14 protein-coding genes and 1 tRNA gene are annotated in these 17,083 nt (G+C 65.8%); 5 read left to right on the top strand and 10 right to left on the bottom strand.

Annotated features, from left to right (window positions below):
* Nucleotides 1–77: 77 nt before the first annotated feature.
* From TZ00_RS05550 to TZ00_RS05570, 5 genes are read right to left on the bottom strand one after another with little or no spacing between them, the layout of a single operon-like run.
* On the bottom strand, nucleotides 78–1,094 hold the full coding sequence (locus tag TZ00_RS05550) for an alpha/beta hydrolase (protein WP_052521316.1): 1,017 nt from the start codon (nucleotides 1,092–1,094) through the stop codon (nucleotides 78–80).
* The gene (locus tag TZ00_RS05555) at nucleotides 1,091–2,242 is read right to left on the bottom strand and encodes a hypothetical protein (protein ID WP_044439875.1); all 1,152 of its coding nucleotides are present in this window, start codon (nucleotides 2,240–2,242) and stop codon (nucleotides 1,091–1,093) included. The genes TZ00_RS05550 and TZ00_RS05555 overlap by 4 nt, the downstream gene beginning before the upstream one ends.
* A complete protein-coding gene (locus TZ00_RS05560; RefSeq protein WP_044439876.1) occupies nucleotides 2,239–3,387 on the bottom strand; it encodes a hypothetical protein in 1,149 nt (382 codons plus the stop codon). The genes TZ00_RS05555 and TZ00_RS05560 overlap by 4 nt, the downstream gene beginning before the upstream one ends.
* On the bottom strand, nucleotides 3,384–4,241 hold the full coding sequence (locus TZ00_RS18705) for a hypothetical protein (protein ID WP_052521317.1): 858 nt from the start codon (nucleotides 4,239–4,241) through the stop codon (nucleotides 3,384–3,386). The genes TZ00_RS05560 and TZ00_RS18705 overlap by 4 nt, the downstream gene beginning before the upstream one ends.
* On the bottom strand, nucleotides 4,241–5,812 hold the full coding sequence (locus tag TZ00_RS05570) for a phenylacetate--CoA ligase family protein (protein WP_052521318.1): 1,572 nt from the start codon (nucleotides 5,810–5,812) through the stop codon (nucleotides 4,241–4,243). Before TZ00_RS05570 ends, TZ00_RS18705 begins: the two co-directional genes overlap by 1 nt.
* Before the next feature lie 84 nt (nucleotides 5,813–5,896).
* Between TZ00_RS05570 and TZ00_RS05575 the strand changes: the two genes are divergently transcribed.
* The gene (locus TZ00_RS05575; protein ID WP_044439880.1) at nucleotides 5,897–6,556 is read left to right on the top strand and encodes a hypothetical protein; all 660 of its coding nucleotides are present in this window, start codon (nucleotides 5,897–5,899) and stop codon (nucleotides 6,554–6,556) included.
* 74 nt (nucleotides 6,557–6,630) lie between these two features.
* Nucleotides 6,631–8,193, top strand: coding sequence for a carboxylesterase/lipase family protein (locus TZ00_RS05580; RefSeq protein WP_044439881.1), 1,563 nt, complete (start codon nucleotides 6,631–6,633; stop codon nucleotides 8,191–8,193).
* Between the two features lie 78 nt (nucleotides 8,194–8,271).
* Here TZ00_RS05580 and radA read toward each other — a convergent pair whose 3' ends face one another.
* The 4 genes from radA to TZ00_RS05600 form a co-directional block, all read right to left on the bottom strand.
* On the bottom strand, nucleotides 8,272–9,744 hold the full coding sequence (gene radA, locus TZ00_RS05585) for a DNA repair protein RadA (protein WP_084605932.1): 1,473 nt from the start codon (nucleotides 9,742–9,744) through the stop codon (nucleotides 8,272–8,274).
* 59 nt (nucleotides 9,745–9,803) lie between these two features.
* Nucleotides 9,804–10,466, bottom strand: a complete 663-nt coding sequence (locus TZ00_RS05590) for a class F sortase (protein ID WP_044439882.1) — start codon at nucleotides 10,464–10,466, stop codon at nucleotides 9,804–9,806.
* Nucleotides 10,467–11,966, bottom strand: coding sequence for a tyrosine-protein phosphatase (locus TZ00_RS05595; RefSeq protein WP_152631094.1), 1,500 nt, complete (start codon nucleotides 11,964–11,966; stop codon nucleotides 10,467–10,469).
* A gap of 173 nt (nucleotides 11,967–12,139) precedes the next feature.
* On the bottom strand, nucleotides 12,140–12,919 hold the full coding sequence (locus TZ00_RS05600) for a hypothetical protein (protein ID WP_044439883.1): 780 nt from the start codon (nucleotides 12,917–12,919) through the stop codon (nucleotides 12,140–12,142).
* A 190-nt stretch (nucleotides 12,920–13,109) separates the two neighbouring features.
* Between TZ00_RS05600 and TZ00_RS05605 the strand changes: the two genes are divergently transcribed.
* Nucleotides 13,110–13,199, top strand: a tRNA-Ser gene (locus TZ00_RS05605).
* A 202-nt stretch (nucleotides 13,200–13,401) separates the two neighbouring features.
* On the top strand, nucleotides 13,402–14,193 hold the full coding sequence (locus TZ00_RS05610; protein ID WP_202965826.1) for an SDR family NAD(P)-dependent oxidoreductase: 792 nt from the start codon (nucleotides 13,402–13,404) through the stop codon (nucleotides 14,191–14,193).
* 75 nt (nucleotides 14,194–14,268) lie between these two features.
* On the opposite strand, the gene TZ00_RS05615 is transcribed toward TZ00_RS05610, so the two are convergent.
* A complete protein-coding gene (locus tag TZ00_RS05615; protein WP_052521319.1) occupies nucleotides 14,269–15,645 on the bottom strand; it encodes an aminomethyltransferase family protein in 1,377 nt (458 codons plus the stop codon).
* 204 nt (nucleotides 15,646–15,849) lie between these two features.
* On the opposite strand from TZ00_RS05615, the gene TZ00_RS05625 reads away from it, so the two are divergent.
* Nucleotides 15,850–17,061: a serine hydrolase domain-containing protein gene (locus tag TZ00_RS05625; protein ID WP_161793735.1), complete on the top strand. Its 1,212-nt coding sequence runs from the start codon at nucleotides 15,850–15,852 to the stop codon at nucleotides 17,059–17,061.
* Nucleotides 17,062–17,083: the final 22 nt, after the last annotated feature.

Here is a 17,083-nt window from a genome sequence, read left to right on the forward strand (position 1 = left end):
AGATCAGAGCATCTGACGTCGTATACGTGTCGGATGCGCTCAGCTCCTCCCGTTCTGTCGTCAGGCGCCGCGCGGGCTCAGTTTGCGGCGAGTTCGCGGCGCAAGAAGTCGACCAGGTCGGCGGATGCTCGCGCCGAGACCCGCATGATGCCCGGGTAGGTCACCCAGCCGTGGGGCGCCTCGGCGTAGGTCTTCACTTCGACGGGCGTTCCCTCGGCGCTCAGCCGCGCGGCATAGTCCAGCGCCTGGTCGCGCAGCACGTCGTGGGCCGACACCTGCACGAAGGCGGGCGGCAGGCCGGCCAGCGATGCGGCGTGGATGGGCGCCACCGACGGGTCGTCGTCGGCCCCGTGCTCGCGCGACGCGCCCAGGTAGTAGCGGAAGAAGGCATCCATGTCGGCACGATGCAGCACCGGCTTGCGCGCGTTCTCACGCATCGATTCGTCATCGAGTGTGGTGTCGGTGACCGGGTAGATCAGGCCCTGGGCCCGGATGGCGGGGCCGCCCGCATCCCGGGCGAGCAGGGCCACGACGGCCGAAAGATTGCCGCCGGCGCTGTCTCCGAAGACAGCGAGCCGCGACGCCGATGCTCCCAGCTCCTCAGCATGCGAAGACGCCCAAGAGACGGCGGCCAGGCAATCGTCGACAGCTGCAGGGTATGGATGCTGCGGGGCCAGCCGATAGTCGACGGCCACGACTACGGCGCCCAGCTCCGCGGCGACCCGTGAGGGCAGCCAGTCGCAGACGTCGAGGCCGCCGAAGAGGGTCCAGCCCCCGCCGTGGAAGTACACGGCGATCGGCAGATCAGCATCGACAGCTTCCCCGGCGTGGGAGCTGCGGGGCGTGTAGATGCGCACGCCGAGCGGCCCGTCGGCAGTGGGGATCGTGAGGTCGCGCACATCGACCCGGGTGTCCCTCGCTCCGAAGAGCATTCGCCTGACCGGCGCCGGGATGCCGCGCATCGTCTGGTTGTGCTCGATGTCGGTCGGGCTCATGGTGGCGATGTGCATCGAGCGGAACCGGTCCATGAACCAGCCCCACGCGCGCACCCGAGCGGGGATCGTCACGGGCCGCGCCGCCGGGTCGTTGGTCACTGCGCCGACGGATCGGTGAGTCGAGGCGAGCGGGGAACGCGCCGCGTCTGGGCAACTCCGGCGCTGAAGACCGAGAGCGCGACGTCGCTGCGCGCGAGGCCGAGTCGCTTGCGCAGCGCGCCGTGCGCGGCGGGTGAGTCGATGACCTCGGAGTGCGGCGAGATGGCGATGCCCTGCCGGTGAGCGTGCAGCCAGAGCCGCTGCAGCACGCGGCCGGCCTCGAGAGCGTGCGGCTCGGTGACGCCGATCCGGCTGTCCATGGCCTCGGTGACGCTCAGGATGTCGTCGATGCCTGCCGCGCGCGAGTTCGCCACGAGCACGTGGTGCGTCGGCGCTCCCACTTCGTCGACCGTGCTGCTGGAAAGGCTGGCATCTCGACCGAGACCCTCGAAGAAACGGGCGAGAGGACCGGCGACGGCTACCAGCGGATCGCGCAGCCGCGCTCTTCGCGTGAACGGGGCCGCGATTCGGGCGAGGGGCTTGGGCATCACGAGCATCGCATCGGTCATGCCGTCGCGGCCGTAGCGCGGGTGGCGCGGATCGAGCCGCAGCCAGTGCAGCAGCTCGTTCGCCACGGTGGCGCGCGATGCGGTGAAGGCGATGCCGAGCGTGCTGAGTTGCTGCATCGCGCGATCGTCGAGCGAGCGAACGCTGAGCCAGGGCGGCAGTTGCAGGGAGTCGAGCTGAGAGAACACCTCGGGCCTGCCTACGAGCTTGCCGCGGTACACACGTCGCTCGCGCACATCGGCGGCGGTGAACGGGCGGAGGTCCGACGCGTTCGCGGACGCATCCTCTGGTGTGGCGGCCGGTAACAAGGTGACCCGGAACACGGGGCGCGTCGAATCTGCCGGCCCTGAGATCGGCAGCGAATCGAGCTCGGACAGGGCGGGGAGCACCTCGACATCGATGGCGTAGCCTGCCTCGGCAGCTCCGATGGCCACACTCTCGATCCAGGCGCCGAGTGACATGATCACGTCGCGAAAGGTGGGGTCGCCGGCGGGCAGTGTGCGCCCGGGAACGATGGACACCTCGATGCCGCCGTCAACGATCCGGGGCGACCAGGGCTGCGTGTTGTGCGGAGAAGGCGACCGGCTGGCGAGCAGAACCAGTTCGTGCAGCAGCTCGGTGGAGGGATTCTCGGGCGTCATACAATTCCTTCGTCGGTGTCGGTCGGTGTCGCGGTCGTGGATGCGGTCGACGTGGGCCGCCGGTACAGCGTCGAGCCGTGCAGCGGCCGGCCTCCGAAGCGCGAGAACTGCCGTGCCGAACCGACGTTGTCGAGACCCACGGTTGTGGTGCGCAGCCGCCGGTATCCGCCCTCGGTAAGGTTCACCTGCAGCTGGCGGCTGAGCAGCGTCAGGATGCCGCGGCCCTGTCGATCGGGCGCCGTGCCCTGAATGATCAGGATGGCCTCGCGGCGGTAGCGCCCGCGGGTCAGAAGCAGTTCGAGCTGGCGCAGAGCCGTGAGCCGACCACGGACTTTCTGCACGAATGGCGAGATGTCGGGAAGCACCAGGATGAATGCCACCCCCTCGCCGGAGTCTTCGTCGCGCGCGAGCAACAGCAGCTTCTCGTCGAGCAGGAACGACAGGCCGTCGGTCGCCGCCTTCATCTCGGCCGACGTGATGCGGGTGTAATACGGCAGCTGCTCGAATGCGGCGTTCAGCACGACGAGCAGCTCGGGAATCAGCGTGTCGGTCTTCGACTTGTCGCCGTATTCGAGCCGGATGCCCGCGGCGGCGAGCTCTGCCGGTGTTGGCGGCGTCGCCTTCACGGCTCCGACCTCGACGATCCAGGTCTGCGCCTCTTGGGTCCGCGAGAAGCCGGCGGCCTCGTAGACGCCGGGGACCCACTCCGGGTTCCAGGCAGAGTCTACGAATCCGCGCTCGTCGAATCCCGAGGTGATGACGCCGGCCGACTGATTCGGCAGCAGCGAGACCGGTCCGAGAATCTGCAGTTTGCCCGCCGCCCTCGCGGTCTCGTCGAGGTGCTCGAACAGTGCTTCGGCTGCCTCGGCGTTCGCGAAGTCGGTGGCTCCGAACAGCTGCGAGGGCACACCGAACTTCTCGTCGAGACGGGCGTCGGTGTGCACGGTCGACCGCCCCACGACCCGGCCCTCGTCATCGCGCACCACGACGAGCCGCACCGGCTCCGGATGTGCGCTCGTGCCCCGATACCAGGAACGGATCGTCGACTCGAGCAGCGGCACGGCGAGCTCGTGGGGCCAGAGGCGACTCGGAAGCTCGACGAACTCGCGGAAGGCCGCGTCGTCGGCGACCGTCTCGACCCTCACGAACCCGGCCCCGTGGCATCCGGAGCGGCAGCGAGACGCGTCACCGACTCGGGCGCCACATGCAGCCGGATGTACCCGGCTGTGCCGTTCGTGGTGTCTTTGGTGATCCATTGCATGAGGTGCCGGTGGCCCGGCATGCGGGCGAAAGCGAGCAGGTCGTCGCGCCGTTCGAAGAAGGCCAGCGTGCCGAGGGTGAACGGGAACTCGTAGTAGGTCGTGAACCAGACGTAGCCGCGCATCGTGACCATGTGGGTGATCATCGGATAGTAGATGCGCGCGAGAGCGATGAGTGCCGTGGGACCGGTGTATTTGGTGGCACCCACGAACATGGCGTGCGCGTCTGAGACGGGCCGTGGCTCGCGCTTCGCCTGCCGCGGCTTCTTCGGGCCGCGGCCGGTCGGGCGCTCGGTGGATGCGGCGTCGACCCGAGGCGGCTCGGCCTCGCGGGCCGCCTCCACCGAGGTAGGGGTGAAGCGTTCGATGTGTCCCATGCGGCCGTCTTCGGCGCGCCAGATGCCGTTCGTGTACCCGGATGGCTCGGCCTCGAGAACACGGCCGGTCGGATGCGCGCCGCCGAGTCGCAGCCACGGTTCGACGTGCGAGGGGGCCGTGACAAGTGCGTGGTCGAGCTTGTCACGGGTGGAGAAATAGGAGGCGATTCCGAGCGTACGCGGCGGCCGACGGTAGCTTTTCTGCCACAGAAAGCCGGGGGAGTCGGCGAAGTGAGCCGCCAGATCGCGGCGGGCGCTGCGGGCGCGTCGCGCATCCATCGCCGTTTCGAACCGGCGCTCGACCACGACCATCGCGCCCGCTCGGCCCTGCGGCGGCGCGAGCGAGAAGTCGGTAGAGCGCATCAGGCCGCCCCGCCGCGGTCGGCCTCGTCGACGAGATAGACGTTCTTGATCTTGCGCGGGCCGCCCTCGAACACGCCTGTGCCGAACGCGTGCACCTCGATGCGCACGTCGCTGGCGGTGGGATCTTCCTCGAGCGACTGGGCGATGTCACGCGAGACGGAGGCCAGGTGGGTGAGCACTCCGGCGGCCGACCGGGTCTTCAGGTCGTCGGTCGCGGCGGCGTCGAGCGTCACGCCCTCGCGCAGCTGCAGGTGGATGACCGGGCGCTGCTCGAGATTGCCGATGTCGAGCAGGCTCAGCTTGAACGACTCGATTTCTTTCGCGTGCGGGTTGTCGAGATAGAGGCCGTTTTCCACATCGAGCGGGTAGATGTTGGCGCCCATGTACGAGATGGTCGAGTCCTTGCGGCCGAAGAGCAGCACGAACGGCAGCTTCATGCGCTGGGTCGAGAAGGCGCGTTCGAAGGCGAAGCCGAGGCGCGGGTACTTCTCTGCATAGGCCTGCATCTCGGGGAAGGTCACGATCTTGGCCTCGTCGCCGATATTGTAGCGCAGCTTCGGGCTCATGATGGCCATTGAGTTGAGCGTGACCAGAAGTTCGTTGTCTTCGGTGGTCTCGAGGTAGGTCTCGAGGGGGTTGTACTGGAAGATCATCGGGGTGCGCTGCTCGCTCTCACCCAGCACATCGCGTCTGAACGGCTCGTTGGCCACCAGTGCCCGCCGCAGCCAGACCGAGAGATCGCTCTCGCCCGACATGCCTATGGTGAGGTCGGATGCGCCGTAGCCGGAGTAAACGCGCGTGAAACGGTCTTCGAGGTAATCGCGGAGCCCCTCGGTGAGGGCCTCTCCGCCGACGAAGCCGTTGAGGTTGTACGCATCCCAGTCGAAGCCTTCGGAGTCGAGACGATCGCGCAGGTGTTTGAGAAAGGGCGGATAGGCGCTGATGAGGTAGACGTAGCCGGGGCCGAAGTGCTTCAGGGTGTCGACGATCTTGTCGATGTCTGGACCGGTGTTCTTGACCATGGCGATCTTCGACATGGCGAGACCGGTGTTCGTTCCCGTAGCCCACGCGCCCATCGAGAAGGCGTTGATGCAGAAGAGCTTCTTCGTGCCGAACAGCAGCGTGATGTAGCCGGCCACATTCTTGTGCACGGTGTCGAGCTCGCGCTTCGAGCGCATCCAGTTGTAGGGCTTGCCGCTAGAGCCGCTCGACTCATCGACGACGGTGCCGACCGTGACGATCTCGCCGTTCCAGCAACGCTCGGCCTCGGCGTATCTGTTCACATAGTCGGTTTTGGATGTCGGCCGGTAGTTGGTGAGCTGCCACCAGCGGAACGAGAACTTCTCTTCGTCGAGGTAGCTCTTGTAGGCGGGAACATCGAGGTAGGCCTGCTGGCAGACCATCCACGCGTTGAGTCTCGCGAAGCGCTCCATCGATGGGTGGTAGTGCCGGGCGGTGAAGCGCCAGAGCGCCGGGTGGAGCCGATAGATCGCATATGTCGCGGTGACGAGCGCTGTCGCAATGCGCAGCGCAGCCTGCCGTAGTGCACTCGTTCGTTGGGGCCTGGCCACGGGAGTCCTTCCGTCGGAGACGTAATTCACCCTACAGCCGCGCCAATGCGGGTGTCGGGTCGTCGAAGCTCGTACCCTTGGGTCATGTCGACGATCAAGAATCCCGTCGGACCGGAACCGAGCAAGGTTTACTGGCGCCGGCGTGTGCTCGTGCTCGCAGGTCTTCTCGCTGTGATCGCCATCATCGTGCTCATCATCGTGCGCCCTGGCTCGTCTTCCGACGTCGGAAGCTCGGCCGCTCCCCCTGCGTCGACGACTGCCCCGGCAACGACGACTCCGCCGGCCGCCGCGAGCGAGCCGCAGAATGTCGATGCTGCTCCTCCCGCCGACGGTCAGACGGCGGCGTGCGATCCTGCGAACATCAAAGTCATCCCCGTGACCGATGCCGAGACCTACGCCGCGGGGGTCAACCCGCAGCTGTCGCTCAGCGTGACGAACACGGGCGGCACGGCCTGCTCGATCAACGTCGGCACTGCACAGCAGGTCTATACGATCCGAAGCGGTGACGAGCAGTACTGGGTGTCGACCGACTGCCAGGCCAGCCCCACCGACATGCCCACGGTGATCGCGGCCGGCGCCACACTCGCGTCGACGCCGTTCGCGTGGGATCGCACTCGCTCCGCCGCCGACACGTGCGCGTCGACAGATCGGCCGCAGGTTCCCGCGGGGGGCGCGTCGTACCATCTCGACGTGTCGATCGGCGGATTCGCGTCGACGACAAGCACGCAGTTCATTCTGGGCTAGTGCCCCGCTCGTCTTGTGCCGTCCTGCTCAGGGGCTCCGGTCGATCGTTCATGTGGCGGCGTTAGCATCGGCGCATGACCCGGCAGACAGACACGCACGAGCTGGAGGTGCGCACACAGCAGGGGATCGTGCGCGGTGTTCGTCTGTCGCAGATCGATGTCTGGCGCAATATTCCGTATGCTGACGCCCCCGTCGGCGAGTATCGATTTCGGGCGCCGCGGCCGCCGCAAGGGTGGGTCGGTGTTCGCGATGCGTCGACTTTCGGCCCTGTCTCCTGGCAGTCCCGCGAGGGAAACTTCGTGGGAGCGTCGAAGAACCAGGAGATGAGCGAGGACTGCCTCACTCTCAACGTGATGAGGCCCGCGCGTGATCATCCGTCGAGTGAGACGCGCGAGCTGCTACCTGTGATGCTCTTCATCCACGGTGGCGCCTATGCGGTCGGCTCCAGCGCGGAATACCCGCGCAACGGCGAAGCTCTCGTGCGAGACGGTGGCATCGTCTACGTGAGCATCAACTACCGTCTCAGCGCGCTGGGATATCTCGACTTCACGCGCTTCTCCACACCGGAACGCCCGTTCGACTCGAATCTCGGGTTGCGTGACCAGGTGGCAGCGCTCGAGTGGGTGCGCGACAACATTGCTGCCTTCGGAGGCGACCCGAACAACGTCACCGTGTTCGGCGAGTCCGCCGGTGGCAACGCCGTCACGACTCTTATGGCCACGCCGGCCGCGCACGGACTCTTCGCCAAGGCCATCGCCCAGAGCGCGCCGACGAACGCCATCTATCCTCCGGAGCAGACCCATCGCTGGGCCGACGAGTTCGTGGCCTTTCTCGCCGATCGCATCGAACCGGGCGGCGTCGAGACCACCTCTGTCGATGACGCAGGCGAATTGCTCGCCAGAGCCGACGCATCCGATCTCGTCGAGGCCGCCGTGGCTCTCACCCTGCTTGCCCCTGACCGCGACCCGGGAACGATCGCGCTGTGCCCCGTGATCGACGGCGACTTTCTGCCCGAGCGGCCGCTCGACGCGTTCAAGCAGGGACGCGCTGCGCGCATCCCCCTGATCATCGGAACGAACGACCGCGAGGGCTCGCTGTTCACGGGGCGTCTCGACATTCTGGCCACGACGCCGGCCCGTATCCGTGCCATCTTCTCGCGCACCAAGAAGAAGGCCCGCAAGGCGATCAAGGCGGAGTACCCGGGACTGCCCGACAAGCGCCCAGCAGCAGATTTCGCGGGAGACTACGCCTTCTGGTACCCCACGGTGAAGGTGGCCGAGCGGCACTCGCGCTACGCCCCCGTGCACTTCTATCGCTTCGACATCGCTCCGCGGCTGGTTCGGCAGCTTGGATTCGACGCGACCCACGGGCTCGAACTCTTCGCGCTGTTCGACCGCATGAACGGCTGGTTCGGACGCGCCATGGGGGTCTTAGGTGGGCGACGAGCGTTTATGCGCACGGGTGACCGGATGCGACGGCACTGGATCGACTTCGCCCGCAGCGGGCAGGTGGACGGCTGGCCCGCCTACGACGAAGAGACCCGTGCCACGATGATCTTCGATGAGACAGACCGTGTGGAGAACGATCCGCGCGGCGCCCGGCGCGTGGCCTGGCAGGAGTTCGTGCCCCACGTGTGACGACGTATCCGCGCCCGTTCGGCGTGCCCGCGCCTGTTCGACCGGGAGCGGATGAACCCAATCGGCGCGGATGCGGAGCTAGTCGCGGTCGCGGTCTGTCTCGACGAGTCGCAAGGGGGTGGTCGGCGCCTTCTTTTGCGGGGGCTTCGATGCGGGCGTTCGAGACTGCACGGGGAACGACCCTGTCGACGGATGCGCCGGTGTGACCCGGGAGCCGGCAGCGGGCTGCTTGTCGAAGGCCACGCGGAACGCGCGACGGATCTGCGTCTCGTCGGGGCCGAGGATATCGGTGAATCCCAGCCGTCTCGCCTCGGTGACGCGCAGGCTTGAGGACGCGACAGGACGCACTTCGCCGGCGAGGCTGATCTCGCCGAACGCCGCGAAGGTGTGGGGCAGGGAGAGATCACTGTTCGCCGAGGCGATGGCGAGGGCGATAGCGAGATCCGCAGACGGATCGACGAGGCGCACGCCGCCGACCGTCGACACATAGACGTCGCGGTCGCCGAGCGGGATGTTGAGTCGGCGCTCGAGCACGGCCAGGAGCATGGCCACCCGCGAGCCGTCTACGCCGTTGGTGACGCGGCGTGGATTGGGTGCCGTGGTCTTGACCACGAGCGCCTGGATCTCGACGGGCATCGCTCGCCGCCCGTCGAGCGCTACTGTGACGCAGGTGCCGCTGACCGCCTCGCCGCTGCGACTGAGGAACAGGCCGCTGGGATCGGGAACCTCGGCGATGCCTTCAGCAGTCATTTCGAAGCAGCCGACCTCGTCGGTGGGGCCGTATCGATTCTTGAGCGCGCGAACGAAGCGCAGGCTGGTGTGGCGGTCGCCCTCGAATTGGCAGACGACGTCGACGAGATGCTCGAGAACGCGGGGGCCGGCGATCGAGCCGTCTTTTGTGACGTGGCCGACAAGGATGACGGGAAGGGAGCGTTCTTTGGCGACCCGGATGAGCGCCGATGCGACCTCGCGCACCTGGGTAGGGCTGCCGGCCGCGCTATCGATGGAGTTGCTGGCGACGGTCTGCACGGAGTCGACGATGACGAGGTGCGGTTGAACGGCGTCGATTTGGCCGAGCACGGTCGACAGATCGGTCTCGGCGGCGAGCATCAGCGTGGGGGAGAGGGAGTGGGTGCGCTCGGCGCGCAGCTTGACCTGGCTGACCGACTCTTCGGCGCTGACGTAGAGCACACGCAGGTGCTCTTCTGCCGCTTTCGCCGCCACCTCGAGCAGCAGGGTGGATTTGCCCACGCCCGGCTCGCCCGACAGCAGGATCGTGGCGCCGGGAACGAGCCCGCCCCCGAGCACGCGGTCGAACTCATCGATGCCCGTGGCCCAGTGGCTGGCCGCCTCGGTGGAGATCTCTGTGATGGGCTGCGCGATGCGGGTCTCGCTGAGCTTTGCCGCCTTCACGGTGCGGGCTATGCCCTCGTTCTCGGCGCTCGAGACGACCGTGCCCCACGCCTGGCACTCACCGCAGCGGCCGACCCATTTGACGCTCTGCCAGCCGCACTCCGTGCAGCGGTAAGCGGTGGGGGTGCGTGAGGCCATGCATCCACGATAGACGCGACCGACGACATCCGATCACAGCCTGTGGAGAGTGGTAGGTGTCAGCCGCGCATCGCCTCGATGACCATGTTGTCGGTAGAAGGACTGCCGTCTGGCCGCTGGAGGCAGGTGATGACGACAAGACGACCGGGGGTGTCGGCCCAGACCGACTGGTCGTGAGAGATCTGGGTCTTGTCGACGGTCTCGGTGTTGACGACCTTGTATAAGACGTCGTCGACGACGATGCTCGCTCCGGTCGAGATGCGTGCGCGACCATTGTCGACATCGATCAGGGCATTGCCGGGTGCCTGCCCGCCGTTTCTGAGCGAGTGCATCACGACGAACACGGTGCCATCAGCCCCGTCGCTTGGCGCAACGCCCAGATTCCTCACCCAGTAGGCCGAGGTGAACCCGGGCGGCTCCAGCTCGTTGTCGACGACATCGAGTGAGCCGAGAGGCACGTCGAGATCGACCGATGGCGACTGGAAGCGTCCCGTGCCGGAAGGCGTGGCCGACGCGCTCGGATTCGGGCCCGGTCCGTCGAACTGAACCGCGTTGCCCGCGAGGTCGGTGGGGTCAGGAGCCGAATCCATCGTCGACGTATGAGGTACGAGGAAGACGGCGGAGATCACGACCATGCCCGATGCCACGACGACCGCGATGGCGGCGACGATATTCAGTCGCCGCCATCGCGATGCCGGCCGCGGCTGGTGCCGCGGAGTCATCTAGCTTCCCAGGTTCCGGCGTGCCCGACGGTAGGCGACAGCGATTGCCGCGAGCAGTGCAATACCGAGCGCTCCCAGGCCGACCATCGGCCAGACGGGGGCCTGTGCGATCACGGTCCCGCCGGTGGCGACGGACGGACCGGCAATCGACGCGGCGGTATCTGTCGCGGACGCGGCGAGCACGGTCACATTCAGCTGCTCGGTCACGGGATTTCCGCTGCTGTCGGCGAGGAACACCGTGTGCGCTCCCGCTTCGAGCGTGGTCGGAAGCGCCGCGCTGGCGGTGATGCTGCCGTCTTGCGCGGTGGTCGCTTGGCCGATGACCGTCGGGGTGGAGTGGACGACGATCTGGTAGACGGTTCCGGGGGTGAACCCTGAACCGGAGATGCTCACCGTGGCGCCCGGAGCAAGCGTGGCGCCCTGGGCGATCGTGAGAACGGGCTTCGCGACCGTGATGCGGTAGTGCGTGGTTGTCGCGCCATCCTGCGCTGTGACGACCACGTCGACCTTCTGGCCGGACACCGTGACCGACGACGTCGCATCCGTGTCTTCTGTGACGACCTTCACATCGGCCGATGTGAGCGTCGCGCTCGCAAAGGCGATGGATGCGCCGGTCTCGGTAGCGGCGGCGTCGAGCGGCACGGCGACCCCGCCGATGCTAATCGATGCTGCTTTCGCGTCGTTGGAGACCAGGAATCGCTCGCGGAGCGCGGACACCTCGTGGGAGGTCACTCCGATGGTCTTCGACAGATATGAGTCCATGCCGTTGTACTTGGAGGCGACGTCACTCTCGAAAGTGCCCTGCAGCAGCTCAGGAGTGGCCCAGGTGACGCCGAGCTGTGTGTTGGAGAGCAGATAGTCGTGCAGAATGTCTGCCTCGGAGACGCCGAGGATGTGGTCGAGCATGTCGATCACGGTTCCCGTGCGGTCCATGCCGTGCGAGCAGTGAATCAACACGGTGCCGCTGGTGTGGGTTGCCAGCAGCTGCAGAATCTGGCCGTAGGCGCTGATCATCGGTCCGGGTGTGGCCGCATCGACGTAACCCTTGTCGACGAGGTCGTGATACATCACCGTGTCATCGCTGTAGTTGCCATCGGCGCCGAACATCGAGATGTTGACGTTCTGTGCCCCGGGGATGGGCACGTCAGGCTTCGCAGCGACCTGGCTCGGGGTTCGCAGATCGATGACGAGGTCGACGTGGTACGTGTCAGCGAGCGTCTGTGCGCCGGCGGTCGTGATCTTGTCGAGGGACTCGGAACGAATGAGGCGGGGCGCGTTGACGGTCTGGCCGTCCAGGCCTGTAACGGCGTTGAGTTCGCGCCCGTTTACGAGTCCGGGCACGTCGGTGATGGCGTGGTCTTGAGCCGTGAGCGCTGGTTGCGCCTGGGTGGCGGCGCTGGCGCTTGTGGCGGAGAAGCCGACTGCAGCGGTGACGCACAGGGCGACCGCGGCGAGGCGGTTGACCGTCGAAAGACGGCGACGATGGGCATGGATGTTCACGGTGATCCCCGTTCGGGTTCGGGAGGGAATGCCGGGTGTTTATGGCACCGTCGGCGGGATGCCGAGAACGCTAAGCACGCTTGGCGCGGTGATGGCAAACGGCCGGTGAACGGAGGGCGACGGACTGCTGAGAAAGTGCCCAGCCCATGTCGATTCGGTGATCTCCCAGGTAATCAGGCCTCGGGGTCTTCGCCGAATCCGTCGTCGTGGCGGCCCTTGGCAGCAAGCGCGGCGGCGCGTTCTGCCAGGCGCTGACGAACCTCGGCCTGCGCCTCCTCAACGATCTTGGGGTCGATGGGAACGTTCGGGTTGTACGGGTTGCCGTGGTACTTCTCGATGTAGGCGTCGAGCTCGGGGCCGGAGGTCCACGAGGTGATGAGGCAGTAGCGCGGCTCTGGACCCTTGTGCCAGACGGCGTGCCAGAAGCGCTGCGTGTCGACGATGAGCTGGGCGCCCGCGGGCAGCGCGATGCGCACCTCCGTGTCGGGGTCGAAGCGGTTCTCGCGCAGGATCATGAACGACTCGGCATCGTCGGAGAGATTGAAGAAGCCGCGAACGATCCAGCCGGTGCCGTCGGGGTTGAGGCGGTTGTTGTCGTCCTGGTGCAGGTTGTAGAGCGCGTTCGCGTAGGTGTTGGGCTGCAGCTCGATCACGCGGCAGCGGCCGATGTTGGCTCCAGGCTCCTCGGCGCGGGCCTTGAGGATGGGCGCGTGCTCGACGTTGGCCTGAACCCAGACGCCGTCCTTGTCGGTGCGCGGTGGCGTGTGGTTCCAGAAACCGTTGCACTCCATCTCGCCGAAGGCGGAGGCCAGAGGGGCGAAACGGGTCACTCCGGAGGACTTCCAGTCGACGTATTCGAGGTCGAGCCACTCCTGCGGATCGGCAGCCTGGTCGTAGCGGTCGAGAACCACGTAGCCGGTCTCTTCGAATGCTGCGGAGCGGATGTAGCTCATAGAACCAGGACCCTTTCAGTGGGAGGGCGCGCGGGTTTTGTCGCGCCCAACTAAGGCAAGGCTAACACCTCGGATGCGCCGGATTTCGGCCCAGAACGGCTCGATCGGGCGGCATCCGCGAGATTCCGGGCTTCGATTTCTACACGCTGTAGATTCGCGCGAACCTCTGGTCTGCATTACACTCGTCCCCGGTACCGTGTCCGAGCGGCCGAAGGTGCAACTCTCGAAAAGTTGTGTGCTTGAAAGAGCACCGTGGGTTCAAATCCCACCGGTACCGCCACGAATCAGCCCCCTGAATTCCTTTTCTATAAGGGAATCAGGGGGTTTTGTCGTTTCTGGATGCGGGGTTGGAAGCGATCTGCACAGAGCAGATCGGCGGGAACGTCACTGGTGCTGTCCTTGATGCGACCACGAGGACTCCTCGAGAGGATCGAAGTGTCTCGATGCTCGAGGCGCGCAATTCAACGAGGAAGCGAGAACACGTGGACGTCCGATATGACTACACAGGCAAGGTAGCCCTGGTCACCGGAGCAGCTTCGGGGATGGGGCGGGTGAGTGCCCTCGCCTTCGCCGAGACAGGCGCCGCAGTCGCTGTCAGCGACATTGACGTAGCGGGAGGCGAGGCGGTTGTCAGAGAAATAGAAGCGGCCGGAGGGACCGGCAGGTTCTTCGAGATGGATGTGTCGGATTCGGACTCGGTCGACCGCGGAGTGACAGCGGTCGTCGACACCTTCGGTGGCCTGGACTTCGCGCACAACAATGCGGGTATCGAGGGCCAGCACGGAAAAATCCTGACTCAGACCAAGGAGAGCTGGGCGAAGCTGGTCGGCGTAGACCTGTCGTCGATCTTGTACTGCATGCAGGCCGAAATCCGCGTGATGCAAGCTCGCGGCGGTGGAAGCATCGTCAACACGGCCTCCGCGGCCGGCCTCATCGGAGGGTACGCATTCGCGCCCTATGGCGCCGTCAAGCACGGAGTCGTCGGACTCACCAAACACACGGCGCAGGAGATGGCCGACCTCGGTGTTCGGATCAACGCTGTGTGCCCGGGTCCGATCGACACGCCCTTCCTCAACGCCCTCCCTCCGGCGGCGCTCGACCGTCTCGTGCAGGGAACACCGATCGGGCGTCTCGGACGACCGGAAGAAGTCGCTCAGGCAGTTCTCTGGCTGTGCTCGGAAGGCGCGTCGTTCGTCATCGGAGTCGCGTTGCCCGTCGACGGCGGCACGGTGATCGGTGGGATGTCGACTCGGTCGGACGACCTGGGTCATTGACACCGAGCGTTGTCGATCGAAAGCGCAGAAATGGGGCAGACCGTGCAGGTCTGCCCCATTTCTGCGTGTCATACGTCAGCGGCGAGGGATCGACGAGGTATCGAACTTCTCGTTGCGGAATTCGCCCTGGTAGTAGGGGAATTGAGCGACGGTGGCGCGGATCTCGATCTTCGGGTGGTCGATGTCGCCCCAGAGCACGGTGACCTCGGTCCCCTCTGCGGCGTGCTCAACATCGAGCCAGGCGAGGGAGATCATCCTGTTCTCGACGAAGGCCGGTGTGCGGCCGGTCGCAAGACCGATCTTCTCCCCGTTCAGGAGCACGTAATCGATGCGCATCCGGCCTACCGCGTAATCCGCGATCGCGATTACCGGATCGTTGCTCATCCGGTCGTAGACCACGGCGTCGGCCCCGCGGAATTGAGCTGAGTACGCCGCGCCGATGTCATCGGCGTTCCATTCGAGCGTCACGACCTTTCGAGGGCGGTTCGACGCAATCGCCTGGAGGGCGGCCTTGCCGGGGAACTCGTGGTCGAAGTTGACGAGGTAGCCCCATCCAATGTCATACGGGGTGACCCAGGCGTTGCTGAGGTCGTCGCTGGCGCTGCCGTGGACGCCGATGTCGAAGGGGATGACCGACTCCATGTATGCCGCGAGTTCGGGCCCGCTGTCGCGGTAGGGCGGCAGGAAATGGATCACCTGGTTCGGGTAGCCGGCGACCGTGTGGTTGACCAGAGAGTAGTTCCAGAAGCCCTGCGGGCGACCTCCTACCTCCTCGACCGCGGCGCGAAGCTGCCGATATGCCTCCCGCGCAACAGTCGACGGACCATGCACCTCGTAGGCGAGGGCACCCGACATGCCGAGGCGATGCACCACTGCCTCGGCACCCGCGATCGACACCGTCGCGTTCTGCGCGAACCGCAGGTGGTGCAGGTCGCTGCCCGTCACCTTCTCGAGGATCTCGAGCGACTTGGGGCCGTCGATCTGGTAGAAGTACTCATCGAGCACCCACGTTCCCGTGACATCCAGAGTGCTCTTCGTCAAGAAGAAGTCGAGCACGGGAGCCAACCAATAGGTGCGGAAATGGTTTTCGCCGAGCTTGAGCAGCACGCCGTCCGCGAGGATGTAGCCCTGCTCGTTGCAGATGACGACATGCTTCGACGCGCCGGTCTCGAGGGGACCGAAGTCCTTGTTGACGGCGACGGAGTTGAGGAACGCCGCGGCCTCTGGTCCGGTCACGTCGTAGACGGGGCTGTTGTTGAGCACGAACCCTATCGATGCGGTCTCGCGCGACGCGAGGAACTCATCACGGGTCGTCGAATATTCGGCTGGAACCCATCCGAAACCGATGTTCGTCTGAACATTGGACCCTTCGAATATGGGGCTGTCAGGCGCAAAAATGATCTGGCCGATCGGTGTACCGGGCGGGACAGAAACTTCATTGTTATCTGGCATGAGGGCGAGTCTCCTTCGGCTCTTCATTGATTCATTCATCATCGGCACCGTGTCGACGGGCCGCATCCATGAATCCACCGGTATTCAAGAGACGACGATCGCGCTCCCCCCACTGGTGGATTCATCGATGCGACTGCGGCGGCTCGCATCGAAACTGAGGAGGCGCCGGCGCACACCGGAGTGAAGACCGAAGGAGTCCCGTCCGTGACCAGAGCATCCATACCCGATTCGGTGCACCTCGGTTCGGTCGATCTCGGAGGGAAGCTGCTGCCTCTGGGTGGCAGCTACGATCCAGCCTTCGCTCCGGTGGCGGAGGCATTCGTCGAGAATCACCTCGCGGGGGAGGAGATCGGCTCTGCCGTGTCGGTTGTCATCGACGGACGGGTCGTCGTCGACCTCTGGGGAGGCTGGACAGACGCGAGCCGTGCCCGCGAGTGGGATGCCGACACGATCGTGTGCATGATGTCGGTCGCGAAAGGCATCGCAGGAATCGCATTCGCCATCTTGGTGGATCGAGGTCTCGTGGATCTCGACGCACCGGTCGCCGACTATTGGCCGGAATTCGCCCAGAACGGAAAAGCAGAGCTCCCGGTGCGCTATCTGCTCGACCATCGCGCGGGACTGCCGGTGCTGACGCCGAACAAGCTGTGGCCGGGGGCCATGTTCGACCGCGAGGCGATGGTCGACGCATTGGCCGCGCAGGCGCCGCTATGGACACCCGGGAGCACGTCTGCGTACCACGTGCACACACAGGGTTACCTGCTGAGCGAGATCACGCGTCGCGTCACGGGCAAACTCATGGGCGAGTTCCTTCGTGACGAGGTGACGGGCCCGCTCGGTGCCGACTACTCGATGGGGTTGGACGAGTCTCAATTCGCTCGAGTCGCAACGCTCACGCCGAACCTGGAGTCACGGCTCCTGGCGTCCAAAGACCACGAGGATCCCGATTCGCTTCGGGCCTTGGCATTCGCCCAGAACCCGGACGGGCCTTGGCAGGGGATGTTGAACTCCCCTGAGTTCCGGCAACTCGACATGCCGAGTGCCAGCGGGCACGGCAACGCCAGGTCGGTCGCGAGAATATACGCGGCTGTCGCCCGCGGTGGCGAGCTCGACGGCGTGCGCATCCTTTCGCCGGGGGCGATCAGCCAGATGGCGACGGTGCAGCACGATCAGATCGAGCTTCTGCAAGAGCGGCACTACCGCCAAGGGCTCGGCGTTCTACTGAACTCTCCCGAGGCCGTCTACATGGGTCCCCATCCCGACGCGTTCGGTCATCACGGCATCGGGGGATCGATCGGATTCGCCGACCCGGGTGCCCGAATCGGGTTCGGCTACTCGGTGAACAAGATGCACGCCGTCGGAACGAACGGGCCTCGTGCCCGCCGGCTGATCGATGCGCTCTACAGCATCCTCTGACGCCTGAAAGACGCGCGCGAAT

It is taken from the genome of Agreia bicolorata, from assembly GCF_000938265.1.
Lineage (GTDB): Bacteria > Actinomycetota > Actinomycetes > Actinomycetales > Microbacteriaceae > Agreia > Agreia bicolorata.

Coding starts and splice junctions, on each gene's coding strand:
- TZ00_RS05555 (WP_044439875.1), bottom strand. CDS start 2,242: ATGACGCCCGAGAATCCCTCCACCGAGCTGCTGCACGAACTGGTTCTG.
- TZ00_RS18705 (WP_052521317.1), bottom strand. CDS start 4,241: ATGCGCTCTACCGACTTCTCGCTCGCGCCGCCGCAGGGCCGAGCGGGC.
- TZ00_RS05575 (WP_044439880.1), top strand. CDS start 5,897: ATGTCGACGATCAAGAATCCCGTCGGACCGGAACCGAGCAAGGTTTAC.
- TZ00_RS05580 (WP_044439881.1), top strand. CDS start 6,631: ATGACCCGGCAGACAGACACGCACGAGCTGGAGGTGCGCACACAGCAG.
- radA (WP_084605932.1), bottom strand. CDS start 9,744: ATGGCCTCACGCACCCCCACCGCTTACCGCTGCACGGAGTGCGGCTGG.
- TZ00_RS05590 (WP_044439882.1), bottom strand. CDS start 10,466: ATGACTCCGCGGCACCAGCCGCGGCCGGCATCGCGATGGCGGCGACTG.
- TZ00_RS05600 (WP_044439883.1), bottom strand. CDS start 12,919: ATGAGCTACATCCGCTCCGCAGCATTCGAAGAGACCGGCTACGTGGTT.
- TZ00_RS05615 (WP_052521319.1), bottom strand. CDS start 15,645: ATGCCAGATAACAATGAAGTTTCTGTCCCGCCCGGTACACCGATCGGC.